Source organism: Streptomyces sp. B8-7 (assembly GCF_058833805.1).
In genome coordinates this window covers 822,375-848,203 of the sequence record NZ_JBYRRL010000002.1, presented here as the reverse complement: position 1 = coordinate 848,203, position 25,829 = coordinate 822,375, and the positions used below count along the sequence as shown (strand labels likewise).

At 75.1% G+C, this 25,829-nt stretch carries 10 protein-coding genes; all 10 read right to left on the bottom strand.

Annotation, left to right across the window (positions count from 1 at the left end; all coding sequences use genetic code 11):
* Positions 1-3 precede the first annotated feature (3 nt).
* The 10 genes from AC5K6T_RS12325 to asnB are packed head-to-tail and all read right to left on the bottom strand — an operon-like array spanning position 4 to position 25,828.
* Positions 4-3,495, bottom strand: a complete 3,492-nt coding sequence (locus AC5K6T_RS12325) for an amino acid adenylation domain-containing protein (RefSeq protein WP_493208399.1) — start codon at positions 3,493-3,495, stop codon at positions 4-6.
* 15 nt (positions 3,496-3,510) lie between these two features.
* Positions 3,511-6,012, bottom strand: a complete 2,502-nt coding sequence (locus AC5K6T_RS12320; RefSeq protein ID WP_493208397.1) for a lantibiotic dehydratase — start codon at positions 6,010-6,012, stop codon at positions 3,511-3,513.
* Positions 6,009-9,773: a condensation domain-containing protein gene (locus AC5K6T_RS12315; protein ID WP_493208395.1), complete on the bottom strand. Its 3,765-nt coding sequence runs from the start codon at positions 9,771-9,773 to the stop codon at positions 6,009-6,011. Before AC5K6T_RS12315 ends, AC5K6T_RS12320 begins: the two co-directional genes overlap by 4 nt.
* Positions 9,770-11,362, bottom strand: a complete 1,593-nt coding sequence (locus AC5K6T_RS12310) for a class I adenylate-forming enzyme family protein (protein ID WP_493208393.1) — start codon at positions 11,360-11,362, stop codon at positions 9,770-9,772. Before AC5K6T_RS12310 ends, AC5K6T_RS12315 begins: the two co-directional genes overlap by 4 nt.
* Positions 11,346-13,169: an ABC transporter ATP-binding protein gene (locus tag AC5K6T_RS12305; RefSeq protein ID WP_493208391.1), complete on the bottom strand. Its 1,824-nt coding sequence runs from the start codon at positions 13,167-13,169 to the stop codon at positions 11,346-11,348. Before AC5K6T_RS12305 ends, AC5K6T_RS12310 begins: the two co-directional genes overlap by 17 nt.
* Positions 13,169-14,971: an ABC transporter ATP-binding protein gene (locus tag AC5K6T_RS12300; RefSeq protein ID WP_493208389.1), complete on the bottom strand. Its 1,803-nt coding sequence runs from the start codon at positions 14,969-14,971 to the stop codon at positions 13,169-13,171. The genes AC5K6T_RS12305 and AC5K6T_RS12300 overlap by 1 nt, the downstream gene beginning before the upstream one ends.
* Positions 14,968-19,509 (bottom strand): non-ribosomal peptide synthetase, encoded by a 4,542-nt coding sequence (locus tag AC5K6T_RS12295; protein ID WP_493208388.1) that lies wholly within the window; start codon positions 19,507-19,509, stop codon positions 14,968-14,970. The genes AC5K6T_RS12300 and AC5K6T_RS12295 overlap by 4 nt, the downstream gene beginning before the upstream one ends.
* A complete protein-coding gene (locus AC5K6T_RS12290) occupies positions 19,506-22,031 on the bottom strand; it encodes a 7-cyano-7-deazaguanine synthase (protein WP_493208386.1) in 2,526 nt (841 codons plus the stop codon). The genes AC5K6T_RS12295 and AC5K6T_RS12290 overlap by 4 nt, the downstream gene beginning before the upstream one ends.
* 1 nt (position 22,032) lies before the next feature.
* Positions 22,033-23,922 (bottom strand): non-ribosomal peptide synthetase, encoded by a 1,890-nt coding sequence (locus AC5K6T_RS12285; protein WP_493208385.1) that lies wholly within the window; start codon positions 23,920-23,922, stop codon positions 22,033-22,035.
* Between the two features lie 46 nt (positions 23,923-23,968).
* On the bottom strand, positions 23,969-25,828 hold the full coding sequence (asnB, locus tag AC5K6T_RS12280; RefSeq protein ID WP_493208383.1) for an asparagine synthase (glutamine-hydrolyzing): 1,860 nt from the start codon (positions 25,826-25,828) through the stop codon (positions 23,969-23,971).
* Between the last annotated feature and the right edge of the window lies 1 nt (position 25,829).

Sequence of the window (25,829 nt, the reverse complement as noted above, 5' to 3'; positions counted from 1 at the left end):
CGGTCAGCCCTCCCCGTCCGTCAGGGCGCCGAGCCGCGCCAGCAGGTCGTCCAGGCCGGCCTCGGTGCGGGCCACCGACCGGATCGGGCCCGGGGCGCCGGCCGTCACCGCGTCGCCCTGCTGCTCGACCAGCTTGGCCAGGCCCGCGACGGTCCGGTCCTCGAACAGCGCGCGGACGGCGATCTCGGTGCCGAGCGCCTCGCGGACCCGGTGGGTGACCACCGTGGCCAGCAGGGAGTGGCCGCCCAGGGCGAAGAAGTCGTCGTTCAGCCCGACCCGGTCGACGCCGAGGACGTCCTCCCAGATCGCGGCGAGGGTCTTCTCCACCTCGGTGACCGGGGCCGCGTACGCCTCGTCCGCGTCGCGCTCGGCCGGCGGGGCCCAGCAAATCGCCGCGAGGTCGGTCTTGCCGTTGGGCAGCAGCGGGAGGGCGTCGAGCCGGACGAAGGCCGCGGGCACCAGGTGGTCGGGGAGCACCGCGCCCATGTGCTCGCGCAGCGCGCGGGCGGCCGGTGCGGGGCCGTCGGCCGGGGTCCAGTGGGCGACCAGGCGGAGCTCCGCGCCCTCGCCGGCGGCGCCGCCGTCCACGGCTTCGGCCCGGACGACACAGTCGGCGACCCCGGGGTGCTCGCGCAGCCGGGCCTCCGCCTCGGCGGGTTCCACCCGGAAGCCGCGGATCTGGATCTGGCGGTCGGCCCGGCCACAGAACCGGACGGTGCCGTCGGGCTGGTAGCGGCCCAGGTCCCCGGTGCGGAACCAGCGGTCCGCCGGGTCCCCGGTGACCGGGCTGGTGAGGAAGCGGGCGGCGGTCAGCCCGGGGTCCGCCGGGTAGCCGGCGGACAGGTGCGGGGAGCGGACGTGGATCTCGGCGAGCTCGCCCACGCCGGCCTGTTCGCCGGCCGCGTTGAGCAGGACCAGCTGGGAGCCGGGGGTGCCCTGGCCGAGCGGGATCTCGGCGGCCGGCTCGCCGGCGGGCACCTCGTGGGCGCTCATCACCTGGGGGGTCTCGGTCGCGCCGTAGAAGTTGACGCAGCGCACGCCGGGGTTGAGCGACCGGGCCAGGGTGACGTGGTGACCGCGCAGCCGGTCGCCGCCGAAGAAGAGGTACCGCAGGGCGGGGGCGGTGTGTGCGGCGGCCCGGCCGCCCAGCAGGTACTCCAGGGTGGCCGGGGTGACGTTGGCCAGGGTGATCCCCCGGTCCTCGGCCCACTCGGCGAACCGGCCGGGCAGCGAGGCGTGGTCGGGGACGCAGACGGTGGCGCCGAGGGCCAGCGGCACCAGGACGTCGCGCAGCATCGGGTCGTGGCCGGGCGCCGAGAGCAGGGCGAAGCGGTCCTCGGCGGTGATCCGGTAGGCGTCCTGGAACCAGTCGGTGAAGTGCGCGAGCGGTCCGTGGGTGCCGAGCACCGCCTTGGGGCGGCCGGTGGAGCCCGAGGTGAAGGCCAGGTAGGCGGGCGAGTCGGGGCCGAGCGCGGTGTCCGGCGGTCCGGCGGGCGGCCGGCCGCTCCCGTCCGGGCCGGGCTCGTCCCGCCCGGGGCTCGCGGGCCGGGAGACGACGGTGGTCCGCACGGCGTCCAGCAGTTCGGCCGGGGCCTCGGCCCCGCCGGTGCACACCAGGCCGCGCGGGGCGGCGAGGGCCGCCTGCTCGGCCACGCGGGCGGCGGGCTCGGCGGTGTCCAGGACCAGGAAGGCGGCCCCGGCGGCGAGGGTGCCCAGCATGGCGCAGGCCAGTTCGGCGCCGCGCGGCCCGTACAGGGCCACCACGTCGCCCGGTGCGATCCCGTCGGCTCGCAGCCGGTGCGCCAGCCGGTGGGCGTGCCCGGCGAGCTGCCCGTAGGTCCAGCGGCCGTCCGGTTCCTCGACGGCGACGCGGTCCGGCGCGGTGCGCGCCCGCTCGGCGAAGGCCTCGGCGAGGCTGCCCTTCCAGGTGGCCGCCAGTGGCCGGGCCGGGTCCGGCAGCACCGCGCGGGCCCGTCCGGTGACCAGGCTGTACGAGGAGAGCGGGCGGCCGGGGTCGGCCGCGATCTGCGTGGCCAGGGCGACGTAGGCGTCGAGCAGTTGCTCCGCCCGCTCCTCGGTGAACAGGTCGGCGTTGTGCACCAGGGTGAGCGCGCGGCCGTCGAGCCCCGCGTAGAGGGTGAGGTCGAACTTGGCGCCGGCGTCCGGGACGTGCAGGAACCGGGCGGTCAGGCCGGGCAGGTCCAGGCGCTGTTCGGCGAACGGCACCATGTTGAAGAAGACCTGGAAGACCGGGGTGCGGTCGAGCCGCCGCTTGGGCTGGAGGTCGATCAGGATGCGTTCGAACGGCAGGTCGCGGTCGGCGTAGGCGTCGTAGGCGGTGTCCCGCACCTGCCCGAGCAGGTCGCGGAAGGCGGGGTCGCCGGCAAGGTCGCTGCGCAGCGCCAGGGTGTTGACGAAGAAGCCGACGAGCGGCTCGGTCTCGGACCGGTTGCGGCCCGCCTCGGGGATGCCGACGATGAGGTCGTCCTGGCCGCTGAGGCGGTGCAGCAGCACCTTGAAGGCGGCCAGCATGACGGTGAACAGGGTGGCCCCGGACTCCTGCGCGATCCGCCGCAGCCCCTCGGCGGTCTCCGCCGGGACGGTGCGCTCGGCGCGGCCCGCGCGGAAGGTGCGGACGGCGGGGCGGGGCACGTCCAGCGGCAGGGCGAGGTCCGGCAGTCCGCCGCCGAGCCGTTCGCGCCAGCGGCCGAGCTGGGCGGCGCACTCCTCGCCGTCCAGCCACCGGGCGTGCCAGTCGGCGTAGTCCCCGTACTGGACGGGCAGGGCCGGCAGGTCCACCGGGCGGTCCTCGGTCAGCGCCCGGTAGTGGGCGGCGAGTTCGTTCGCGAGGACGGACACCGACCAGCCGTCGGCGACGATGTGGTGCAGGGTGAGCAGCAGGACGTGCTCGTCGTCGCCGGTGCGCAGCAGGGTGGTGCGCAGCAGCGCATCCCGGGCGAGGTCGAACGGGGCGGCCGCCTCCGCCTCGGAGCGCCGCTCGACCTCGGCGGTGCGCTCCGGCTCGGGCAGGTCGCGCAGGTCGTGCCGGACCAGCGGCACGTGCCGCGCGGCGTGGACGCGCTGGCGGGGGCGGCCGCCGGCGTCCTCGAAGGAGGTGCGCAGCACCTCGTGCCGGGCCGTGATCCGGTTGACGGCCCGCTCCAGCAGCCCGGGGTCGAGGGTTCCGGTCAGCCGGACGGCGGCGGGCATGTGGTAGGAGGGGTTGCCCGGTTCCATCCGGTCGAGCAGCCACAGCCGCTCCTGGACCGGGGAGGCCGGGAGGGTGCCGTCCGCGGCGCGCGGCACGGGCCGCGGGCCGTCGGCGGTCGTACCCGCGGTCAGGAAGGCGATCAGCTCGGCCCTGTGCGCGGTGATCCGGGCGCGCAGCGCTTCGGGCAGTCCCTGGGCGGGGGCGCTGTAGCGCAGTCTTCCGTCCTCCACCCGCAGGCGGATGTCCTGCTCGCGCAGGCGGGCCAGCAGATCGATCAGCGACATGGTGTGCCGCACTCCTTACTTGTCCACCGCGATGACGCGGAACTCGCTGGTGTAACTCTGTCCCTGACGGTCCTTCAGCCAGGTCTGCTCGGTGGTCGGGAGCATTTCGCCGACCGAGATGGTCAGGCTGCCGTCCGGCGGCTCGGGGGCGCCGCGGACGGCGTGGGCGAACGCGTTGACGAACAGCGGGCTGTCGAGGTCGACGTAGAACGGCTTGGTCTCGTGGGCGGCCTTGACGAACACGAAGCGGGGGATGCCGTGTTCGCGGGCCCAGGCGCGGGCGGCCGTGAACCGGGCCGCCTCGTCCTTCTCCCGGGCGAAGGCGAGTTCGGCCGGGCGGAACCGCCAGGACTCGCGGCACACCACCAGCTTGTCGACGGTGACCCGGGGGGTGTGCCGGCGGGCCGGCATCGGCTGGAAGCGGCCGACCACCTTGAAGCCGATCGCCTCCGCGAGGAGTTCGACCAGGTCGAACTCCGGGCCGTCCGCGCCGGTCCGGGCCACCACCCGGCCGTCGCGCAGGCCGATGCGGATCTCCGCGGCGTTCAGCGCGCGCGGGTGGCCGGTCAGCCAGGATCCCTCGTCGCTGAGGAGCAGGTGGTGGTCCCGGTCGGTGAACAGCCGGGTGGTGGTGCGGGCGGAGTACAGCCACTCCTTGGGCAGGAGCGGCCGCACCCGGGGCACCGGCATGTCGGCCAGGGTGGCCCGCTCCAGCGCCTCGGGGTCGGGGTGCTGGTCGACGAAGAGCAGGTTGCGCAGGGTGTTGACGCCGACGTGCAGCTCGCCCAGGACCAGCTGGTAGTCGCCGGCGGCGACCGCCTCCGGCCCGGTGGCGGCGATCATCACGTCCGGTGCCTGGTAGCGGGCGCCCGTCCAGCCCGGGGCCGCGGCGGCGAACGCCCGGTCGACGAGCGGACGCAGCCGCTCGGAGGTGAAGGTGACGCGGCGGCCCTCCAGCGGGCCGAACACGCTGCTCCAGCGCTCCTGGAGCTCGGCCACGGCACGGTCGACGATCCGCTGGTCGGGGCCGAGCACGACGGACTGCAGGCGGGTCCAGATGTCGGTGAGCCGGGGCTCGGTGCCGGGGCGCTCGGCCAGCAGCCGGTCGTACGCCTGCCGGAACTCCTCGCGGTAGGCCTCGGCGACCCGGGCGGTCAGCCAGCGGGCGGAGTCCAGCATCAGGGACAGCGGGCGTCCCAGTTCGGCGAGGAGGTCCGGGCCCACCTCGACCCGGCCGTCGCGCCGGCAGTCCTCGTACACCAGGGTGCGGGCGCCGTAGGTCTCCCCGTGCGCGCGGGTGGCCGCGGTGCCGGTCAGCTCCGTGAAGACGGTCTCCAGGTCGGCCAGGGCCCGGTCCAGTTCGTCGGGCCGGCCGGCCGCGGCCGCCACCCGGTCGCGGGCTGCGGTGAGCCGGCCGAGCCGGGCCAGGGCGTCGGCGCGCAGTGCGGGGTCGCCGATCCGCTCCAGCTGTTCGCGCAGGCGCACCTCCGGGCGGGGCTGCACGGGCAGTTCGAGGTCCCAGGCGATGAGGCCGGTGGTCCGCAGCGATTCCAGCAGGGCCAGCCCGTCGGTCTCGCCGAGCCCCAGTTCGGCGGCGACCTCCACGCCGGTGCGGCTGCCGTCGCACAGTGCGAGGACGGAGCGGAGCACCGCGGCCTTCGCGGCGGGCAGCGCGACGGTGCGGCCCGGCAGGCGGAGGGCGGTGCCCTCCAGGGCGGCGGTCGGCAGGCGGCGCGGCGGGAACCATCGCCGCAGTTCGGGGCCGGTGCCCAGGGAGCGCACCAGGGCGTCCAGGCACCACTGTTCGAAGTACACCTCGCGCCGGGCCACCAGCGAGGCGCCGGGGGTGACGGTGAGCGGGGCCCCCTCGGGGACGGCCTCCGCCCAGCCGACCGGTCCGAAGAACCCGATGGAGTCGTTCTTGACGGTGTAGCGCTGGAGGTATCCGGCGACCAGGGCCTCGTGCTCCCGGCGGCGGGAGTTGCGCCGTCCGTCCCCGCCGATCCTGCGCACGCCGTCGGCGTAGGCCTTGCGGTTCTGCCAGATGACGGCCTCGCGGAAGCGGGGGTCGGCGGCGGTGCGGTCGAGGACGGCGGACAGCTGGGCGAGGTCCTCGGTGAAGACCTTGGCCAGGTCGTGCTCCGCCCGGGCGAGCCGTTCGTCGGCCGCGGCGAGCGCGGCCACCGCGGGCAGGCCGGCGAACTCGGGGGCCGGCAGGCCGCCCTTGTTCAGGCGGCTGACGGCCCGCAGCAGCGGGCGCCGGCGGGCGGTGTCGTCCCAGGCGCCGGCGGCGCGCAGGGCGTCGAGTTCCGTGCGCAGCGCGTCCAGTGCCGCCGCCCGGGCGGCCGCCGCCCCGGTGCGGGCCTCAAGCAGCCGGTCGGCCGCGCCGGCCGCGGCCGGCGCGGCCAGGTCGAGCACCTGGCCGGCCGGGAAGCCGGTGCCGCGCAGGCCCATGGTCCGCCAGATCCGCCAGTCGCCGGACGGCAGGGGCACCAGGTGGCCGGCGAGGTCGGTCACAGTTCGCCGTCCTCTCGGGCGGTGTCGGCGAGGGCGCCTTCCCTGGCCCACAGCAGCGCGTCGATGATCGCGGCGCCCTGGGCGACGGTGCGGGTCTGCATCACGCTGCGGACGGGGACGTCCACGCCGAGGGCGTCGCGGACGCCGGAGATGAGCCGGACCGCGAGCAGGGAGTGGCCGCCCAGGTCGTAGAAGTCGTCCTCGACGCCGACGGGTTCGACCCCGAGCACCTCGGACCAGATCTTCGCCAGTACCCGCTCGGTGTCGGTGCGGGGTGCCACGTAGCCGGTCAGGGCGTCCTCCTCGGTTCCGGCGTCGCGTGCCGCGCGCCGTGCCAGCAGTTCGGCCGGGCAGAGCTCGGCGACGGGGGTGTCGGGCCGGTCCAGGAGGTCGTCCAGGACGGTCCGGTAGTGCGCGGCCAGCCGCTCGGCGGTGGCCGCGGTGAAAATGTCGGTGCTGTACTCCAGGGCCGCGTGCAGTTCGGGCCCGGCGTCCACGACGGTGAGCATCAGCTCGTACTGGGCCGTGCGGTGCGGCAGCGGGTACGGGGTCAGCCGCAGCCCGCCCCAGGAGGCGGCGGCCCCGGTGTCGGTGCCCAGGACGAAGCCGGCCGTCTCGGCGTGGGCGTGCGGCCGCTGGAGCACGAAGACGGCCTGGAACAGCGGGTTGCGGCCGGGCCGGCGCGGGGGCTGGACCGTCTCCAGGACCAGGGGCAGCGGGTACGCCTGGTGGTCCAGGGCGGACAGCACCGTGCGGTGCAGCCGTCCGGTGAAGGCGCGGGGTGTCACGCCCTGCTCGAACCGGCCGCGGACGGCCACCATGTTGGTGAAGTAGCCGACCACGTCCTCGGCGTCCTTGGCGCCGCGGTTGGCGGCGGCGGTGCCGATCACCAGCTCCGGGCTGCCGCTCGCGTGGTGCAGGGCGATCTGGAAGGCGGCCAGCAGCACGGTGGAGAGCGTGGTCCCGCTCTCCCGGGCGAAGGCGCGGACGCGCGCGGTCCGCCCGGCGTCGACGCGGAACGGGACGCGGGCACCGCGGTAGCTGGGGACCGCCGGGTGCGGGGCGTCCAGCGGCACGTCGAGCAGCGGCAGCGGGCCGGCGAGCTCCGCGCGCCAGTACTCCTGCAGTGCCCGGCCGGCGGGGCCGGCCAGCAGCCTCCGCTCGCGGCGGACCTGGTCGGCGTAGCGGCCGGCCGGAGCGGCCGGCGCCGGGGTGGTGCCCGCGGCCAGGGCGGCGTAGCCGCGGCCGAGTTCGGCGGTCAGGTTGACCATCGACCACAGGTCGGCGGCGATGTGGTGGACCGTCAGCAGCAGCACGTGCCGGTCCTCGGCCCGGACCAGCAGGTCGGCCCGGAACACCGGGTCGCGCTCCAGGTCGAACGGGCGGTGGGCGAGGGCGTAGACCCGCTCGGCGAGCTGCTGCGCCCCGTCCGCCCGGGCGTCGGTCACGTGCAGCTCGACCGGGTCGTCGGTGCGGAAGGGCACGGTCTCGCCGCCGGTCACCCGGTAGCGGGTGCGCAGCATCTCGTGCCGGTCGCCGGCCTGCCGCAGGGCGGTGCGGAGCGCGCCGGTGTCCAGCGGTCCGGTCAGCTCCAGGGCGACCGGGATGTGGTAGGCGGTGGCGCCCGGGTCCTGCTGCTGCACGTGCCAGATCGAGCGCTGCCCGAGGGTCATCCCCGGCTCGTCGGTGTCCGTTTCCGCGTCGGCCGTGCCCGATGTGGCGGAGCCGCTGCCCGCACCGGTCGCCGGGTCCGTCACGAGGGTCGCCTCGGCGGCCAGGGCGTCGAGGTCGGCGCCGCCGAGCATCCGGCTCAGCGGCAGCTCCACGCCCAGGTCCTCGCGGATCCGGTTGGCCAGCAGGACCGCGGCCAGCGAGTCGACGCCCAGGCCGGTCAGCGGCGTCCCGGTGGCGGGGACCTGCTCCGCGGTGCCGCCGAGGGCGTCGGCGACCCGCTGCCGCAGCACCTGCCGCAGGAGCGCCGTGCGCTCGGCCGGCGGCAGGGCGGCCACCTCGGCCGGGCCGGGCCCGGTGGGGGCGGCGTCCCTGACGGGTCCGCCGCCGAGCGGTGCGAACTCCCCGGCCGCGTGGCGCTGCCGGGTGAGTGAGCGCTGGATCTTGCCGCTGGTGGTCTTGGGGATGGTGCCGGGCCTGAGCAGCAGCACCTCGTGGACGGCGACGTCGCACCGGTCCGTCACCGCGGCGCGCACCGCGGCCGTGGCCTCGGCCACGTCGATGGTGGCCAGGGCCCGGCCCTCGACCTCCTGGAGGACCACCAGCACCTGCTCGCCGTCGTGCTCGGCGGCCACGGCGGCGCCGCATCCGGAGCGGAAGGCGGGGTGGGCGGACTCGGCCGCCAGCTCGATGTCCGTGGGGTAGAAGTTGCGGCCGCGGACGATGATCAGGTCCTTGTGGCGGCCCGTCACGTACAGCTCGCCGTCCGCCAGGAAGCCTAGGTCGCCGGTGCGCAGCCAGGTGCGCCCGTCCGCGTCGCCGGGTCCGGCGGGCCGGGCGGCGAACACCTCCCGGGTGGTGTCCGGGTTGTCCCAGTAGCCCTGGGCGACGCTCGGTCCGTGCACCCAGATCTCGCCGACCCGGCGTTCGGGCAGCGGTTCCCGGGAGCCGGGCTCGACGATCAGCACGTCCTGGCCGGCGGCGGGCCGGCCGGTGCCGACCAGCAGCCGGGCCGGGCGGTCCGTGCCGGGCTCGTCGGCCCGGCCGGCCTCCAGGCCGGCGGCGTCCACCGCCAGCACGGTCGGCTCGGCGGCCGCCGGGGTGCCGGTGACGAACAGGGTGGCCTCCGCCATGCCGTAGCAGGGCAGGAAGCTGCTGCGGCGGAAGCCGCAGTCCCCGAAGGCCGCCTCGAAGGCGTCCAGGGTCGAGGCGCGGACGGGCTCGGCCCCGTTGAACGCGACCCGCCAGGAGCTCAGGTCGAGTTCCGCGCGGTCGGCGTCGGTGGCGAGCCGGGCGCACATCTCGTAGGCGAAGTTGGGGCCGCCGCTGAGCTGGGCGCCCTCGGCGGAGACGGCCCGCAGCCACTGCAGGGGGCGGCGCAGGAAGCTCATGGGGGACATGAGGGTGACCGGGAACCCGGCGTACAGGGGGGTGAGGATGCCGCCGATCAGGCCCATGTCGTGGTAGGGCGGCAGCCAGACGACCGCGCTGGTGTCCTCGTCGCAGCCGAACGCGTCGCCGATCAGGGCGAGGTTGTGCAGCAGGTTGCCGTGGCTGAGCACCACGCCCTTGGGTGCCGCGGTCGATCCCGAGGTGTACTGCAGGAAGGCCGGGTTCCCGGCGTCCGGCAGCCGGCCGGTCCACCGGGCGGCGAGTGCGGCGTCCAGGCCGTCGGTGGCCGCGGTGCGCAGTCCGTCCAGGCCGAGACCGGCACCGTCGCGGCCGAGCAGGTCGAGCACCGGGGAGACGGTGAGGGCGAACCCGGCCCGTGCGTCGGCGGCGATCGAGCCGAGCCGGGAGGCGTTGCGCAGGGAGCGCGGCGGATAGACCGGGACCGGGACCACACCGGCGTACAGAGCGCCGAAGAAGGCCCTGATGTAGTCCAGGCCGGGCGGGTACAGCAGCAGCGCGCGGTCGGTGGCGGCGGCGCCCTGCTCGCGCAGGAGTCCGGCCACCGTCCGGGCGTCGCGGTCCAGTTCGCCGTAGCTGACGGTCTCCGCGGTGTCGCCGTCGCCCAGGAAGCGGTAGGCGGTGCGGTCCGGGGCCGCTTCGGCCCGGCCGCGCAGCAGCTCGACGAGGGTCGAGGTCATGAGCGTGTTCCCCCATGGTCGGATGTCCGGCTCCGGTCGCCGGCGGCCGCGGCCACCTCGGCGCGCCGGATCTTTCCGGACGAGGACTTCGGAAGGGCGGCGGCGAACTCCACGCCGCCGGGCACCTGGTGCGGCTGGAGCCGCTGCCGGCACCAGGTGCCGAGGTCGGCGGCGGTCAGCGGGCCGGTGGCCACCACGGTGGCCCGGACCCGCTGGCCGCCGTCCGGGAGGTCCTCCCCCCACACCACGGCCTCGGCCAGCAGCGGGTGCCCCAGCAGGACCTGCTCGACCTCCACCGGGTTGACCTTCTTGCCGCCCACGTTGACGAAGGTGTCCTTGCGGCCGATCAGGTGCAGCCGCCCGGCGCCGTCGAGGCGCGCCAGGTCCCCGGTCCGGTACCAGCCGTCGCGCAGGACCTCGGCGGTGGTCCCGGGGCGGTCCAGGTAGCCCAGGAACATGGCGGGGGTGCGCACCAGCAGCAGGCCTTCCGCGCCGGGGGCGACGTCCGCGCCGGTCTCGTCGACCAGCCGCACCTCGACGCCCGGCACCGGCCGGCCGACGCCGCCGGCCGGGGCCGGTGCCCCGTCCGGGTCCGGCCCGGCGTCGGGTCCGGCGTCGGTTCCGGCGTCGGGTCCGGCGTCGGGCTCCGGCTGCCGGCTCGCGATGATCCCGGCCTCGGTGCAGCCGTAGACCTCGCTGACGCGTACGCCGAACCGCTCGGCGAACCGCTCGGCGGTCGCCGGGTGCAGGGCCGCCCCGGAGGACAGGCACAGCCGCAGCGCGAGGGGGCCGGTCGCGGCCGCCGCGCCCGCGGAGCGGGCGAGCAGGTCGCAGGCGAGCGGGGTGGCGACGAGCACGGTGGCGCCGGTGCGGTGGAGTTCGCCGAGGAGCCGGCCGGGGGTGAACCGGCCGAGCAGCACCAGGCGGGCGCCGGTCAGCAGCGAGGTGACCAGGCCCGCGACCATCCCGAAGGAGTGCAGCAGCGGCACGGCCGCCACCACGGTGTCCCCGGGGCCGTAGCCGAACGTGGTCCGGTAGATCAGGGAGCCCTGCACCAGGTTGTGCTGGGTGTGCACGGCCGCCTTGGGCGCTCCGGTGGAGCCCGAGCTGAACTGGTGCAGGAACGGGGCGTCGCCGTCCGGCTCCGCGGGCGCCGGCCGGCCGGCCGGCCCGGCCTGCGGCAACGGGTCGGTCTCCACGACCGGGCCCGGCCAGCCGCCGGCCGCGTCCAGGGCGGCCAGCCGCTCGGCGCGGCCGATCAGCACCGGGCCGTCCGCCCCGGCGGCCAGGCCGGTGAGCTGGGCCAGGGTGGCGCCGGGTTCGGCGGGTACCAGCCTGGCGCCGGTCCGGGCGGCCGCCAGGAAGGCGACCACGCAGTCCGGGGTGTTGTCGAAGAGCAGGACGGCGGTGCCGCCGGGGCCGGCCCCGGCCGCGGCGAGCCGGGCGGCCGCCCGCCCGGTCTGCCGGTGCAGGTCCGCGAAGTCCAGGCGGAGCCCGTCCTGTTCGACGGCGGGGCGGCCGGGCCAGCGGTCCGCGGCGGCGGCCAGCAGGCCGCCCAGGGTGCGGGGCGTGTCAGCGGAGGACTGCATCGGCGTCCTCCCCGGCGGCCTCGAAGTCGAGCGTCTGGTGGCGGAAGTAGTGGTCGTACAGCTCGGCGTACCGGCCGCCGGCCGCCAGCAGGGCGTCGTGCGTGCCCTGTTCGGTGATCCGTCCGCCGTCGACCACGAGGATCCGGTCGGCCTTGCGGACCGTGGGCAGCCGGTGTGCGACCACGACGGTCGTGCGGCCCGCGGAGGCCGCGTCCAGGCCTTCCTGCACCTGGGCCTCGGTGAGCGGGTCCACGCTGGCGGTGGCCTCGTCCAGGATCAGCAGGGACGGGTTGCCGAGCATCACCCGGGCCAGCACGATCAGTTGACGCTGGCCGGCGGAGAGGCTGCCGCCGCCCTCGCCGACCGGTGTGTCGAGGCCGTCCGGCAGGACGTCGAGCCAGTCGCCGCCGGCCACCGAGCGGGCGGCGGCCAGGATCTCCCCGTCGGTGGCGCCGGGCCGGCCGAAGCCGATGTTCTCCCCGACGGTGCCGGAGAAGAGGAACGGCGCCTGCGGGACGATGCCGAGGTGGCTCTTGTACGCGTCGGGGTCCAGGGTGCGGATGTCCCGCCCGTCGATCAGCAGTTCGCCCGCGCCGAACTCGTAGGCCCGGGTGATCAGCCGGATGATGCTGGACTTGCCGGCGCCGGTGTGCCCGACCAGGGCGACCGTCTCACCGCTCTCGATCCTGAGGTCGAGCCCGGTCAGGACGGGCCGGCCGGCCCGGTAGCCGAAGTCGACCCCGCGGAACTCGACGGTGCCCGACAGCCGGGGCACCGGGAGGGCGTCGCTCTGCCGCACGGCCGGTTCCAGGTCCACCAGGGCGAAGATCCGCTCGGAGGCGGCCAGGCCCTGCTGGAACTGGTTCCAGAAGGAGGCGATGCTGGTCAGCGGGAACCAGAACAGCATCAGGGCCTCCAGGAACAGGGACCACTCCCCCGCCGTGACGGCGCCCTCGGCGAGCAGGTCCCCGCCGAGCACGACGACGCCGACGGTGCCCAGTCCGGTCAGGGTCAGCAGCAGCGGGAAGATCCCGCTGAACAGCCGGTTCAGCCGGACGGTGGCCCGGAACCAGCGCTGGTTGACCTCGACCAGCCCGGCGTGGGTGGACTCCTCCCGCTGGAAGTTGCGGGCCACCGCGATGCCGCGGAGGGTCTCCTGCACGTACGCGTTGATCTGTGCGAGGGAGCGCTGCTGCTGCCGCGAGGCCCGCCGGGACACCCACCGGAACCCGAGGCTGACCAGGACGATCAGGGCGGCCGTGGCCGCGGTGACCAGGGCCAGCGGGACGTTGATGACGAACATGGCCAGCAGCAGCAGGCCGATCATCAGGACCTGGCCGGCCAGCCCGAGGGTGAGGGTGGCCAGGGTGGCGAACGCCTGGGTGTCGGCGGTGATCCGGCTGGCCACCGAACCGGACGCGTGGGCGTCGTGGAAGGACATGTCCTGCCGGAGCACGGCCTCGAAGGCGCGCCGCCGCATCTCCAGCACCACGTCGCCGACCAGGACGCCCACGGCCCGCTGCTGGAAGAAGGTCAGCAGCCAGGCGGCGAGGCCGGTGCCGAGCGCGGCCGCGGTCAGCGGCAGCACCGCCTCGCCGAGGTTCTCGCGCCCGGCGTTGTCCACGATGTCGGCTACCAGCAGCGGGAACGCGGCGCCGGCCACCGCCGCGCCGACCACGGCCAGCGCGATCAGCGCGACGGTCGTGCCCTTGGCCGCGAACAGGGGCCGGATCCGGCGCAGCAGTTCCCGGTCCCCGTAGGCCCGGTCGTAGCTGTCCGCGGAGATCCCGTCGAGTATGTGCGCCATCAGTGGACTTCCTCTCCGGACCGGCCGGCCGTCTCCCGCAGGTGCGGCGCGAAGATCCGGTGGTACAGCTCGCAGCTCTGCAGCAGTTCCTCGTGCGTGCCCCGGCCCACGATCCGGCCCCGGTCCAGCACCAGGACCAGGTCGGCGCTGCGGATCCGGGACAGCCGGGGGGTGACCATGAAGGTGGTGCGGCCCGCGGCGGCCCGCCGGACGGCCTGCTGGATCTTCTGCTCGGTGGCGCTGTCCACCGCGCTGGTGGAGTCGTCCAGCACCAGGATCCGCGGGTCGGCCAGCAGGGCGCGGGCGATGGCGATGCGCTGCCGCTGGCCGCCGGACAGGCTGGCGCCGCGTTCGCCGACCAGGGTGTCGTAGCCGTGCTCGGTGCCGGTGATGAACTCGTGGGCGTGCGCGGCCCGTGCGGCTTCCTCCAGCTCCTCCCGGGTGGGTTCGCGGTCCGCGCCGAAGGCCAGGTTGTCCGCGATGGAGCGGGAGAACAGCACCACGTCCTGCTCGATCACCGAGATCTGCGAGCGCAGCGTCTGGGCGTGCCAGCCGGTGGTGGCCACCCCGTCCACCCGCACCTCGCCGGAGTCCGGCGTGTAGGTGCGGTTCAGCAGCTGGAGCAGGGTGGACTTGCCGCTGCCGGTCGGCCCGACCAGGGCGACGGTCATGCCCGGTTCCACGGTGAAGGAGACGTCGTCCAGGACGGGCTTGTCCCCGTGCCCGAAGCTGACCCGGTCGAAGACCACCGTCCCCTCGATCTCCGCCCGGTGACCGGTGTCGGTGTCCTCGGAGCCGGCCCGGTCGGTGATGACCTCCAGGATCCGCCGGGCGCCGGCGATCCCCAGGAAGACCAGGCCGATGCTGAACGAGGCCAGCTGGGTGGGCGCCCGCAGGGCGCTCATCAGCCCGAGGAACGCGACGAGCTGACCGACCGTCAGCGAGCCGGTGGACACCAGGTGGGCGCCGTGCAGCAGGCCGGCCGCCAGCGCGGCCACCAGAAGCAGGGTGGGCAGGTACAGCGCCTGCGCCTTGGCCTGGCGCACCGAGGCGTCCCGGTAGGCGGTCGCCCGCTCCATGAACCGGCGCTGCTCGGCGGCCCGGCGTCCGGTGGCCTCGACGGTCTCCATGCCCGCGATGGTCTGCGAGACCTGGGCGCTCAGTTCGCCGAAGCGGGCCCGGGTGGCCCCGGCGGCCGGGTCGAGCCGGCGGCCGTACTCGGCCAGCGCGAGGGCGAACAGCACCAGGAACACCAGCGGCACCAGCAGCAGCCGGGCGTCGACCAGGCCGATGAACACGATCGGCACGACGAGGCCGAGCAGCATGTCGAAGGTGAGGTCCAGGCCGGGCGAGAGCATCAGGTTGACGGCCTGTGCGTCACCGGTGACCCGGGCCGACAGGTCGCCGACCGGGCGCCGGTTGAAGAACTGCTGGCCCTTCCGCAGCAGCGCGGAGAACAGGGTGGCGCGCACGTCGCGCTCCAGACCGCAGGCGTACGCCTCCAGCGAGTACGTGGCGACGAAGCCGGCGATCCCGCGCACCGCGACCAGGGCGAGCAGCACCAGCACGATGGTGTCGAACCGGTCCCGGTCCGGGGTGCCGCCCAGCAGGGCGTCGAAGGCGGTGCCGATGACGACCGGGACCGCCGCGGCCAGCAGGTGCCACACCAGCGAGCCGGTGAGATGGGCCGCGATCCAGCCCTTGGACCGGGCCAGGTGCGACCGCAGGAACGGGCCGACCCGTTCGCCGGGTCGCGGTGGCGGGGCCGCGCGCCGCTGCTTCGCGGTGGTCGCGGTGGTCATGCGTTCTCCAGTGGGGTGTCGTCCAGGTCCGGGCCGGGGGCCTGGAGGTAGCCGCTGCGGACCAGTTCGGTCAGGTACGTGTGCAGCAGCCGTCGATCGATCGGCGGGCAGTCGGTGCCGGACTCCCGGTAGGCCGGCCGGGCCGGACCGGGCGGCGCGGCCCCGAGGCCGGCCGGGCCCGCGCCGGGGCCGCCCTGCCCGGGGGCGGTGAACAGTGCGAGGAACGGGAAGAGGGCGTTGTCCCAGGAGCGTGCGGCGGACTCCTGGAGGGCGGCCAGCCAGTCGGCGTAGGAGACCCGGCGGAGCCGGTAGCCGTAGCCGGTGACCCAGTCGAAGACCGTGCCCAGGCCGACGGGTTCGGGGTGGGCCAGGTCGAAGGAGGCGGACTCGGCTCCCGGGCGGGAGGCGAGCGCCAGCAGGGCCCCGGCGACCCGGTCCACCGGCACCAGCTGCACCGGAAGGTCCAGGTCGGGGTAGCACCCGAGCTGAACACTGCCCTTGATGATCGCCCAGATCAAGTCCTTCGGGTTGCCGATTCCGGTCGCGCTGTGCCCGCCGACGTAGTCGGGGCGGTGCACGTCGACCGGAACGCCCCGCTCGCGGGCGGCGACCGCCAGGTGCTCGGCGGCCCACTTGCTCTGGTTGTAGCCGCCGGTGACGGGCGCGGCGGGGGCGCTGCCGGGCTCGGGGACGGACGCGGTGGAGACGTGCTGGACCGGGATGCCGCCGCCGCGCGCGGCCAGCCTCAGGACCTCCTGGGTGCCGTCCACGTTCGCGGCCCGCAGCGCGGCGTACGGCAGGGTGAAGCTCACCCAGGCACCGCTGTGGTGGATGGCGTCCAGCCGCCCGGCGAGTTCCTCGAAGCGGGCGGGCCCGAGGCCGAGCAGCGGCTGCGCCAGGTCTCCGGGTTCCACCACCACCCGGCCGGCGGCGGGGGCCGGCAGCCCGTACCCGGCGAGGGTCTTCAGCAGCCGCCGCATGCCCTCGTCCGGGTCCTCGGCGCGCAGCAGGCAGTGGACGGTGGCGCCGGTGGTGCGCAGCAGGCCGTCCAGCAGGTGCGCGCCGAGGAAGCCGGTGGCACCGGTGAGCAGTACGGCCCGCGGCTCCGCGTCCCGGGTCCGGCGGGATCCGGGTGCCACCGTGATCTCCGGGTCCAGCTCCGGCAGCGCGGTCGGCTCCCCGTCCGGTCCGCCGTCCGCGGCGGCTCGGGCGGGCGCGGTGCGGGCGGCGTCCACCCGCTGGGCCAGCCCGGCCACCGTGGTCGCCTCGAACAGGGCGATCAGCGGCAGCTCCACCCCGTGGGCCCGGCGCAGTTCGAACAGGACCCGGGGCACCAGCAGGCTGTGTCCGCCGAGTTGGAAGAAGTCGTCCTCGGCGGTCACCTCCTCGGCTCCCAGGACCTCCCGCCAGACGGCGGCGACCTGCTCCTCGGTGGGGGTGGCGAACACGGCGGCGGGCCGCCGCTCGTCGGGCTCCTCGGCGGGCGCGGGCAGCGCCTTGCGGTCGTGCTTGCCGTTGGCGTTCAGCGGCATCCGGTCGAGCAGGGTGACGGTCGACGGCACCATGTAGTACGGCAGCTGGGTGCGCAGGTGGTCCTGGAGCTCCACCGGGTCGGGGGTGTGGCCGGCCCGCGGCTCGACGTACCCGGCGAGCCGGCGTTCGCCCTTGGCGTCCGTGTGGACGACGACGGCGGCGGCCTGGACGGCGGGGTGCTGGCCGAGGACCGACTCGACCTCCTCCAGTTCGATGCGGAAGCCGCGGATCTTCACCTGGCGGTCCACCCGGCCGAGGACCTCCACGTCGCCGGTGGGCAGCACCCGGGCCAGGTCGCCGGTGTTGTACAGGCGGGCGCCCGGCCGGTCGCTGAAGGGGTGCGGCAGGAACCGCTCGGCGGTCAGCGCCGGCCGGCCCACGTAGCCCCGGGCCAGGGCCAGGCCGCCGATGTGGAGGGTGCCGTTGACACCGACGGGTACGGGCTGGAGCCGGTCGTCGAGCACGTAGAACTCGGTGTTGGGCAGCGGCCGGCCGATGGGGACCGGCTCCTCCTCGGACCGCTCCGGCATGGGGGTCTCGAACAGGCCGCTGTCGACGGTGGATTCGGTGATGCCGTAGGAGTTGACCAGCCGGGTGCCGGGCGGGCAGAGCCTCTTGAGGTTCCAGTAGTCCCGCATGAACCAGATGTCCGCGCCGACCGCGAGCACCTTGAAGTTGTCCAGCAGCTTTCCCTGTTCGGCCACGTGGGCGCTGAGCAGGCGGATCACCACGGGGACGAGGTCGGCGAAGTCCACGCGTTCGCGCTGCAGCAGCTCGTACAGCCGGGCCGGGTCCAGCAGCGTCTCGCGGTGGCAGAGCACCAGGGTGCCGCCCGAGCACAGGGCGCGGACCATGTCGCCGGTGAACACGTCGAAGGCGATGTTGGCGGCCTGGAGGTGGCGGTGGACCACGGTGCCCAGTTCGTAGACCCGCTCCCACGAGCGGTAGGCGCTCATCAGCGCCCCGTGGGTGAGCATCGCGCCCTTGGCCCGGCCGGTGGAGCCGGAGGTGTACACCAGGAACGCGAGGTTGTCCGCGACCGGCTGCGGGGCCTGCGCCGGGTCCGCCGCCCCGGCCGCGGAGCCGGTCCCGTTCCCGGCGTCCGCCTCGGCGAGCCAGTCGTCGAACCAGCCGACGGTCATCCGGTCGGTGAGCCCCGGCACGGTGCCGGCGATGTCGTGCCGGGTGAGCAGCAGTCTGACCGAGGCGTCGGTGAGGATGAACCGGAGCCGGTCCACCGGGTTCGCCGGGTCGAGCGGCACGTAGGCGCCGCCGGCCTTGAGGACGCCGAGCACCGCGGCCACGGAGTCCGCGCAGCGCGGCGCGCACAGGCCGACCCGGACCTCCGGTCCCACGCCGAGGGTGCGCAGCCGGGCGGCGACGATCTGGGCCCGGCGGTCCAGCTCGCGGTAGCTGACCCGGTCCTCGCCGTCCACCACGGCCACGGCGTCGGGGGTGGCCCGGACGTGTTCCTCGAACAGCTGGTGGACGCATTCGCCGGGGCCGACCCGCACCGAGACCGTGTTGTCCCGGGTCAGCGCGTCGGTGCGCTCGGCCTCCGACAGCAGCGGCAGGTCCGACAGGCGCAGCTCCGGGTCGGCCACGGCCCCGCCGAGCAGGCGCTCGAAGTGGCCCGCCATCCGCCCGATCGTCGCGTCGGTGTACAGGTCGGTGTTGTACTCCCAGTCGCAGCGCAGCCGTTCGCCCTCGTCGACCACGTCGAGGCTCAGGTCGTACATGGCGGTGCGCCGGCCCTCCCCGGTGAACGGGGTGATGTGCAGGCCGGCCAGGTCGAGCGCGGCGCGCGGCACGTTGTGCAGCGAGAGCATGGTCTGGAACAGCGGCGCGCGGCTGAGGTCGCGGTCCGGCTGGACCTCCTCCACCACCTGCTCGAACGGCACGTCCTGGTGGGCGAGGTCGGCGAGGCAGGCCTGCCTGGTGCGGGCCAGCAGTTCGCCGAAGGCGGGGTCGCCGGACAGGTCGGCCCGCAGCGCCAGGGTGTTGACGAGGAACCCGATCAGCGGCTCGGTCTCGGGCCGGCCGCGCCCGGCCACCGAGGTGCCGACCACGATGTCGTCCTGGCCGGAGTAGCGGTGGAGCAGGGCGGTGTAGCCGGCCAGCAGGGTCATGAAGAGGGTGGCGCCGGTGTCGGCGGCCAGTTCCCGCAGCCCGCGGGTGACGTCGGCGGGCAGGTGGAAGGAGCGGGTGCGGCCGGCGTAGGTCTGCACCGGCGGGCGGGCCCGGTCGGTGGGCACGCCGAGGGTGGGGAGTTCGCCGCGGAACCGTTCCCGCCAGTGGGCCAGGCCCGCGGCCCGGCTCTCGGCGCTGAGCCCGCGCTGCCAGTGGGCGTAGTCGGCGTACTGGACCTCCAGCGGCGGAAGGGGGTCGGTGCCGCCGTCGCGGAGCGCCGCGTAGAGGGTGGCGAACTCCCGGGTCAGCACCCCCATCGACCAGTCGTCGGTGACGATGTGGTGCAGGTTGATCAGCGCGACGGTCTCCCGGTCGGCCAGCCGCACCAGCGTCACCCGGAACAGCGGGCCGCTGCCGAGGTCGAACGGGGCGGCCGCGTGCGCGGCGGCGAGCCGCCGCACCTCCGCCTCGGCGTCCTGCGTGCCGCGCAGGTCGACGGTCTCGGGCTGCCACCGGACCTCGTCCGCGGGCGTGACGACCTGCGCCGGTTCGCCGTCGACCGGGCGGAAGGTGGTCCGCAGCGTCTCGTGGCGGCGCACCAGGGCCCGGAAGGCGGCCGTCGCCAGGTCGAGGTCCACCGGGCCGTCGAGGCGCAGCGCGTACGGCATGTTGTACGCGGTGTCGCCCGGGTTGAGCTGGTCGAGGAACCACAGCCGCTGCTGGGCGAAGGAGAGCGGCGCCCCGGCGTCGGCGGGGCGGCGGCCGATCCCGGTGGGGGCCGCCGCGGCGCGGCTGCGCAGCCGGCTCATGAGGAGGGCGTACTTGGCGGGCGACTGCTCGCGCAGCTGCCGCAGCTTCTCCTGTGTGTCGGTCATGCGGTGCTCTCCTCGGCCGTCTCGGCGAGCTGTGCGAGTGCCGCCGCGGCGGCGTCGGCGGCCGCGGCGGGGGCCGGGGTGCCGGTCCAGGTGAGGTGGAGGCGGCCGTCGCGCAGGTGGCTGACGACGTACGGCGTCCCCGGGCGCGGTCCGAACGGGGCGGCCAGGTCGTGGTCGGCGGAGCCGGCGTGCCGCAGCGGTCCCCCGGCGGCGGGCAGGCCGTCGAGGTCGCCCAGGTGGGCGATGCCGACCGGGACCGCTCCGGCGGGGGCGGTGACCGGGGTGCCGAGTGCGCCGCGGACCCGCTGCAGCGTCCGGGCGGCTCCGTCGCCGCCCTCGGTGCCGGCGGTGCCGGTCACCGCGAACAGGCCCGCCGGGTGCCCGAGCGCGGCCGTGTGGTCGGTGAGGGCGAGCAGGACGCCCGGCGCCCCGCAGGTCTCGGTGAGCGCGTGGGTGACGGCGGCGGCCACCAGGGCGGCGACCGGGGTGCCGGTGGCGGCGAGCGCCGCGGTCCGGTCCGCGTCGAGCACGGTGCGGCGGACCGGTTCGGGCGTGCCGTCCTGCTCGGGCGCGGGCGGGCTCCACAGTTCGCCGTCGACCGGGACGGGGGCGGGCTCCGCCGCGGTCCGCGGGGCGGGGGCGGCGGGCAGCCCGGCCGGCCCGCCGGCCGCGACCCGGCCGAGGGCGGTGCCCAGGTCGTCGAGGATCCGGCGCCAGCCGTCGGTGCCGGCGGCGAGTTCGTGGGCGATCAGCAGCAGCTGGGGGGCGCCCTCGCGGCGTTCGGCGAGGGCGGCCGCGAACAGCGGGCCCCGGGCCACGTCCAGCCGGGTCCGCAGCCGCTCGGCGGCCACCCGCAGCGCGCCGGGGACCTGCGCCGGCTCGTACCGGGTCAGGTCGAGGGCGGCCACCGGTGCCCCGCCGGTCAGCCCGGCCACCTCGCGCCGCCAGCCGTCGTCCGTACGGCGGAACCGGGTGCGCAGCGCCTCGTGCCGCTGCACCAGGGCGAGCACGGCCTTGCGGACCGACTCGCCGGTGGTGCCCTCCGGCAGGTCGAGCAGCAGGGCGCGGGCCCGGCCGTCGGGACCGTTGCCGTCCTGCTCCAGCAGCAGCCGCTGGGCGGGGGTGGGCCGGCCCTCGTCGGGCACGCCGGCGGCCGCCTGCGCCTCGCCGGGGTCCGGGGCGAGCCGCCTGCCGGTCTCGGGGGCCGGGTCGGGCAGGGCCCGCCGGTCGACCGCGCCGTCGGCGGTGCGCGGCACCTTGGCGAGCTCCACCCAGTGTTCGGGCAGCAGGATCTCCGGCAGCCGGGCGGCCACCGCGGCCCGCGCCCGGTCCGGTGTCAGACCGGTGCGGGGCACGTAGTACGCGGCCATGCGCCGGCCGAGGCGGCTGCGGTCGCCGGGGTCGGTGTAGCCGATCGTCGCCAGCATGGAGCGGACGCGTCCGGTGTTGACCGGGGTGCGCAGTTCGGTGTCGGCCTCGGCCCGGGCCAGGTGGCCCAGCCGGACCTCCCAGCGGGTCGGCGACTCGTAGTTGTGGTAGCCGCGCTCCAGCCGGTGCACGTACACGCCGACGTCGTTGATCATGCAGTTGGAGCTGCAGAAGCCGGTGTCCTTCGGCGCCGCCCAGAGGGTCTCGGTCTCCGCCAGGAAGGCCCGGATGCCGTCCTTGGTGACGTCGGAGTACCGGTAGTAGTCGACCACCTCGACGCGGTCCAGCACCCCGTCGGCGAGGTCGGAGCCGACCTGGTGGTAGACCTTGCGGCCGACCTCCAGCTGCTGCTCGATGCGGGCCGGGTCGAACTCCCCGTTGCGGTAGAACCACAGCAGGCGCTCGTCGATGATCTGCCCGCGGGACAGTCCGGTGACGATGCTCGGGATGCCCCGCTCGTGGGCGAGCCGGTGGCTGAGGTCGAGCAGCGAGCGGAAGCAGCCGTTGCAGACGCTCTTGTGCTGTTCCAGGCTGCGCAGGAAGACCCGGTTCTGGTCGGCCCGGGTCATCGTGAGGTGCTCGATGCCCAGGGCCTTGGTGATCGTCTCCACGTTCTCCAGGGCGGTCCGGGAGATGAAGCCGTTGTCGAAGGTGAAGGTCATCACCCGCAGGCCCATGCGGACCAGCTGGTGCAGCACGTAGGTGCTGTCCTTGCCGCCGCTGAACAGCAGCAGGGCGTCGTAGTCGGAGCCGGCCGCCTCCGCCCGTTCGCGCAGGATCCGGGTGAACTCGTCCATCTCGCCGAAGTAGGACAGGATCTCCGGGCCGTGCTCGGCGTACATCAGGCACAGGTCGCAGACGCCGTCGCGGTCCAGCCGGGTGCCGGGGTAGGCCACGTCCATGCCGCAGCGCACGCACCGCTCGGCGGGGACGGAGTCGACGGCGACGCCCTGGAAGACGACGGCGCAGTCGGCGATCCGGTCGTCGGCGAGCAGGGCGTCCTCGATCTGCCGTTCCAGGACCCGGATGCCGTCGCGGTCCAGGGAGTCGGCCGGTTCGGGGGCGGAGGTCGCGTCGGGAGTGGTGGTGGTCACGTCAGTTGCCGCCGTTCTGGGCCAGCAGGCGCTCGGCCTCGGCCTCGTCGAGGCCGTCGAGGTCCGCGAGCAGGTCGTCCAGGTCGGAGCCGGCCGCGAGGAGCGCCTCCTCGATCTGGGCCGCCAGGCCCTCGATGGTCGGTGCGGCCAGGAACTTCTGGAGGTGGACGTCCACCCCGAACTCGGTGGTGACCGCGGCGATCAGCCGCATGACCAGCAGCGAGTGGCCGCCGATGTGGAAGAAGTCGTGGGTGACGCCCGGCCTGTCCACCGGCAGCAGCTTCGCCCAGATCCCGGCGAGGGTCTCCTCGGTGGCGGTGCGCGGGGCGACGTAGTCCTGCTCCGCCTGCTGCCGCGGCGGCAGCGGTACCGGCAGGGCCCGGCGGTCGACCTTGCCGCTGAGGGTGCGCGGCAGCCGCTCCATCGGGACGAACACCCGCGGCAGGTGGGCGTCGGGCACCCGCGGCGCGAGGTGCGTGCGCAGGTCCGCCGCCTCGACGGGCTGGACGCACTCCACGAAGGCGCACAGGTACGCCGGGTTGCCCTCGTCGTCGGGGACCGCGGTGACCGCGGCGTCCCGCACCGCGTGGTAGGCGCGCAGCGCGTGCTCGATCTCGCCGAGCTCGACGCGGACGCCGCCCAGCTTGATCTGCTGGTCCCGGCGGCCGACGTACTCCAGGCTGCCGTCCGGCAGGGCGCGCGCGTAGTCGCCGGTGCGGTAGACGAAGTCCTCCGGGTCGTCGCCGAGCGGGTTGGGCACGAAGGCGGCGCGGGTGGCGTCGGGCTGGTGGAAGTAGCCGAGTGACATGTACGGAGTGCGGATGTGGATCTCGCCCACGGCGCCGGGCGGGCACGGCTGGTTGCGGCCGTCGAGCAGCACCACCCGGGCCCCGGGCATGGCCTTGCCGATCGGCACGGTGGACCGCTCGGTGTCCGCCGGGGTGATGAAGTGGAACATCTTCGTCATGGTGGTCTCGCTGGGGCCGTACAGGTTGAGCAGGGCGATCCGCTCCCCGTACCGGTCGAACCACGCGGCGGCGTCGCTCGGCGCCACCGGCTCCCCGGCCAGCGCGACGCAGCGCAGCCCGGCGAGTTCCGGGCCGCCCGCAGTGAGCGAGGGCAGCATCGCGCGCCACACGGTGGGCACGGTGTGCACGAGGTTGATCCGCTCCTCGTCGATCCACCGGGCCAGGGCCGGCCCGTCCAGGGTGAGTCCGGCGGGCGGGACGCAGACGGTACCGCCGGTGGTCAGCGGCACGAACAGGTCGCGCAGGATCGCGTCGAAGCCCGGGGAGGCCAGCTGGCCGACCCGGGCGCCGGGGCCGACGCCCAGCAGTTCGGTCTCCCAGCGGACGAAGTGGTCGATGCCCTGCATCCGGCCGACGATCGCCTTGGGCTGTCCGGTGGAGCCGGAGGTGAAGAAGATGTACGCGGCGTCGTCCGGGTCCGGCTGGTGGATCCGCTGCGGGGCCGCGCCGGTGGGCTCGGCGGCCAGGTCCAGCGGGACCCGCCGGGCGAGCGGCAGGGCCGACTCCAGGATCTCCTCCGCGCGTCCGGCGGCCGAGGCTCCGACGATCACCCACTCCGGGGCGGTGGCCGTCAGCATGGCGCGCAGCCGCAGCGGCGGGGCCGTCAGGTCCACGGGCACGAACACACCGCCCGCCTTCAGGACGGCCAGGACCGACACGACGAGCTCGCGCCGGTCCTCGGCCAGGATCGGCACCACGCAGCCGGCGCCCGCGCCGGAGGACCGTATGGCGACGGCGAGTTCGTCCGAGCGGGCGGCGAGCTCCGCGTAGGTCAGCCGGCCCTGCGGGCACTCGACCGCGACGTGGTCGGCGTAGCGCTGGGCGGCCTGCTGTACGAGGCCGTGGACTGCTTGGAAGGCCATGCGAGCTTCCTCCATCAGACGGGGGGCCGGCGGCCGCCCCAGTGGTTCAGGCGTCGGGAAGGGAAAAGGTGTCGAGCAGCACGCCGAAGGTGAGGACGATCAGCAGCAGGTCGTCGCCGAGGTGCGGATGGACCTCGTGACCGGGCTGCCGGTACTGCTCCTTGAGGTGCTCGACCACGTCGGGGTCGAAGTAGCCCTGCCGCTTGATCCGGTCGTACGAGAGCAGGTCCTCCACCCACTCGGTCCGCGCCCGCAGCAGCGCGGGGCTGCCCTGGGCCCGGAACCCGAACTTCTCCCGGTGGACGATCTCCTCGGGCACCAGCCCCCGGGCGGCCTCCTTGAGCACGTACTTCTCGGTGCTCTCCGTCACCTTCAGGCGGGGCGGGACGGTCGTCGCGAAGCGGACCAGGTCGGGGTCGAGGAACGGGTACCGGGCCTCCACCGAGTTGGCCAGCGCCATCCGGTCCCCGTGGTCGGAGAGCAGGTGGTCGCAGAGCCGGAGCTTGAAGTCGAGGTACGAGCGCTGGTGCACCGGGTGGCGGCCGCGCAGCATCTCCGGGTCGACGACGGGACCGGCGAGGCAGTCGAACTCGGCGTGGGCGTCCCGCAGGTCCGGGGCGTACAGGTCGAGTTTGGACTCGCGCCAGGCGTGGTAGTCGCGCTCGTAGAAGACGTGCGGATCCCCCCAGATGGTGCGGCGCAGGTCCTCCTCGAAGGGGTCGGCGCCGGCGGTGCGGCGGCCGCCGAGGTCGAAGCGGTAGCCGAGGTATCCGGCGAAGAGCTCGTCGGCGCCCTCCCCGGTGAGGATCACCCGGGTGCCGGAGTCCCGCACCGCCGCCGACAGCGCCATGGAGCAGGTGTTGTACGTCTCCTTCACCGCGCACTCGGCGTGGCCGACCATCCGGCGCAGCCCGGCCGCGATGTCGCCGGGGCGGAACTCGGTCTCGGTGTGCAGCGATCCCAGGTGCCGGGCCATCAGGCGCTGGTGGCGGGACTCGTCGATGTCCCGGTCGGGGAAGGTGACGGAGAACGAGCGGGGCACCGTCCCTGCGGTGTTGCGGTGCACCAGCGCACCGATGAGGGAGGAGTCCAGTCCGCCGCTGAGGTAGTAGCCGACGGGCACGTCCGCCTGGAGCCGCCGGCGCACCGACTGCTCCAGCAGTTCGCGGACGGTGTCCACGTAGTACCGGTCGGGGTGCTCGGCCGGCTCTCCGGGCACGTCCACGGGGTAGTCCAGGTCCCAGTACTTCTCCGTGCGGACCGCCCCGTCCTCCACCGTCAGGAAGTGGCCGTTCTCCAGGCTGCTGACCCCCTGGAACAGGGTGCGCGCGCCGACGGTGCCGGGGAAGGTCAGCACCTGGTCGAGACCGGTCAGGTCGGCCCGCCGGGGCACCGCCGGGTGCGCCAGCACGGCCTTGATCTCGGACCCGAAGACGAGCCGGCCGCCCGCCACCGCGTAGTACAGGGGCAGGATGCCCATGTGGTCGCGGGCCAGGAGGAGCCGGCGGCGCCGGGTGTCGTGGACGGCGAACGCGAACTGGCCGTTGAGCCGCTCCAGCAGGCCCGTGCCGTACTCCTCGTAGAGGTGGACGATCACCTCCACGTCGGTGCGGGTGCGGAACCGGTGGCCCCTGGCCTCCAGTTCCGCGCGCAGTTCGCGGTGGTTGAAGATCTCGCCGTTGCACACCATCGCGACGGAGCCGTCCTCGTTGGTGATCGGCTGGTCCCCGTCCTCCAGGCCGACGATGCTGAGCCTGCGGAAGCCCAGGGCCACCCCGTCGCGCACCAGCCGGCCGCCGGAGTCGGGGCCGCGGTGCAGCAGGGTCGCGGTCATCCGGTCGAGCACCTCACCGTCCTCGGTGAGGCCGGTGCCCGCCAGGTCCGCGTATCCGGTGACGCCGCACATC

Excerpts from the sequence above, each read along its gene's own strand:
- AC5K6T_RS12325 (WP_493208399.1), bottom strand. The coding sequence starts at position 3,495 with ATGTCGCTGATCGATCTGCTGGCCCGCCTGCGCGAGCAGGACATCCGC.
- AC5K6T_RS12315 (WP_493208395.1), bottom strand. The coding sequence starts at position 9,773 with ATGACCTCGACCCTCGTCGAGCTGCTGCGCGGCCGGGCCGAAGCGGCC.
- AC5K6T_RS12310 (WP_493208393.1), bottom strand. The coding sequence starts at position 11,362 with ATGCAGTCCTCCGCTGACACGCCCCGCACCCTGGGCGGCCTGCTGGCC.
- AC5K6T_RS12305 (WP_493208391.1), bottom strand. The coding sequence starts at position 13,169 with ATGGCGCACATACTCGACGGGATCTCCGCGGACAGCTACGACCGGGCC.
- AC5K6T_RS12300 (WP_493208389.1), bottom strand. The coding sequence starts at position 14,971 with ATGACCACCGCGACCACCGCGAAGCAGCGGCGCGCGGCCCCGCCACCG.
- AC5K6T_RS12295 (WP_493208388.1), bottom strand. The coding sequence starts at position 19,509 with ATGACCGACACACAGGAGAAGCTGCGGCAGCTGCGCGAGCAGTCGCCC.
- AC5K6T_RS12285 (WP_493208385.1), bottom strand. The coding sequence starts at position 23,922 with ATGGCCTTCCAAGCAGTCCACGGCCTCGTACAGCAGGCCGCCCAGCGC.
- asnB (WP_493208383.1), bottom strand. The coding sequence starts at position 25,828 with ATGTGCGGCGTCACCGGATACGCGGACCTGGCGGGCACCGGCCTCACC.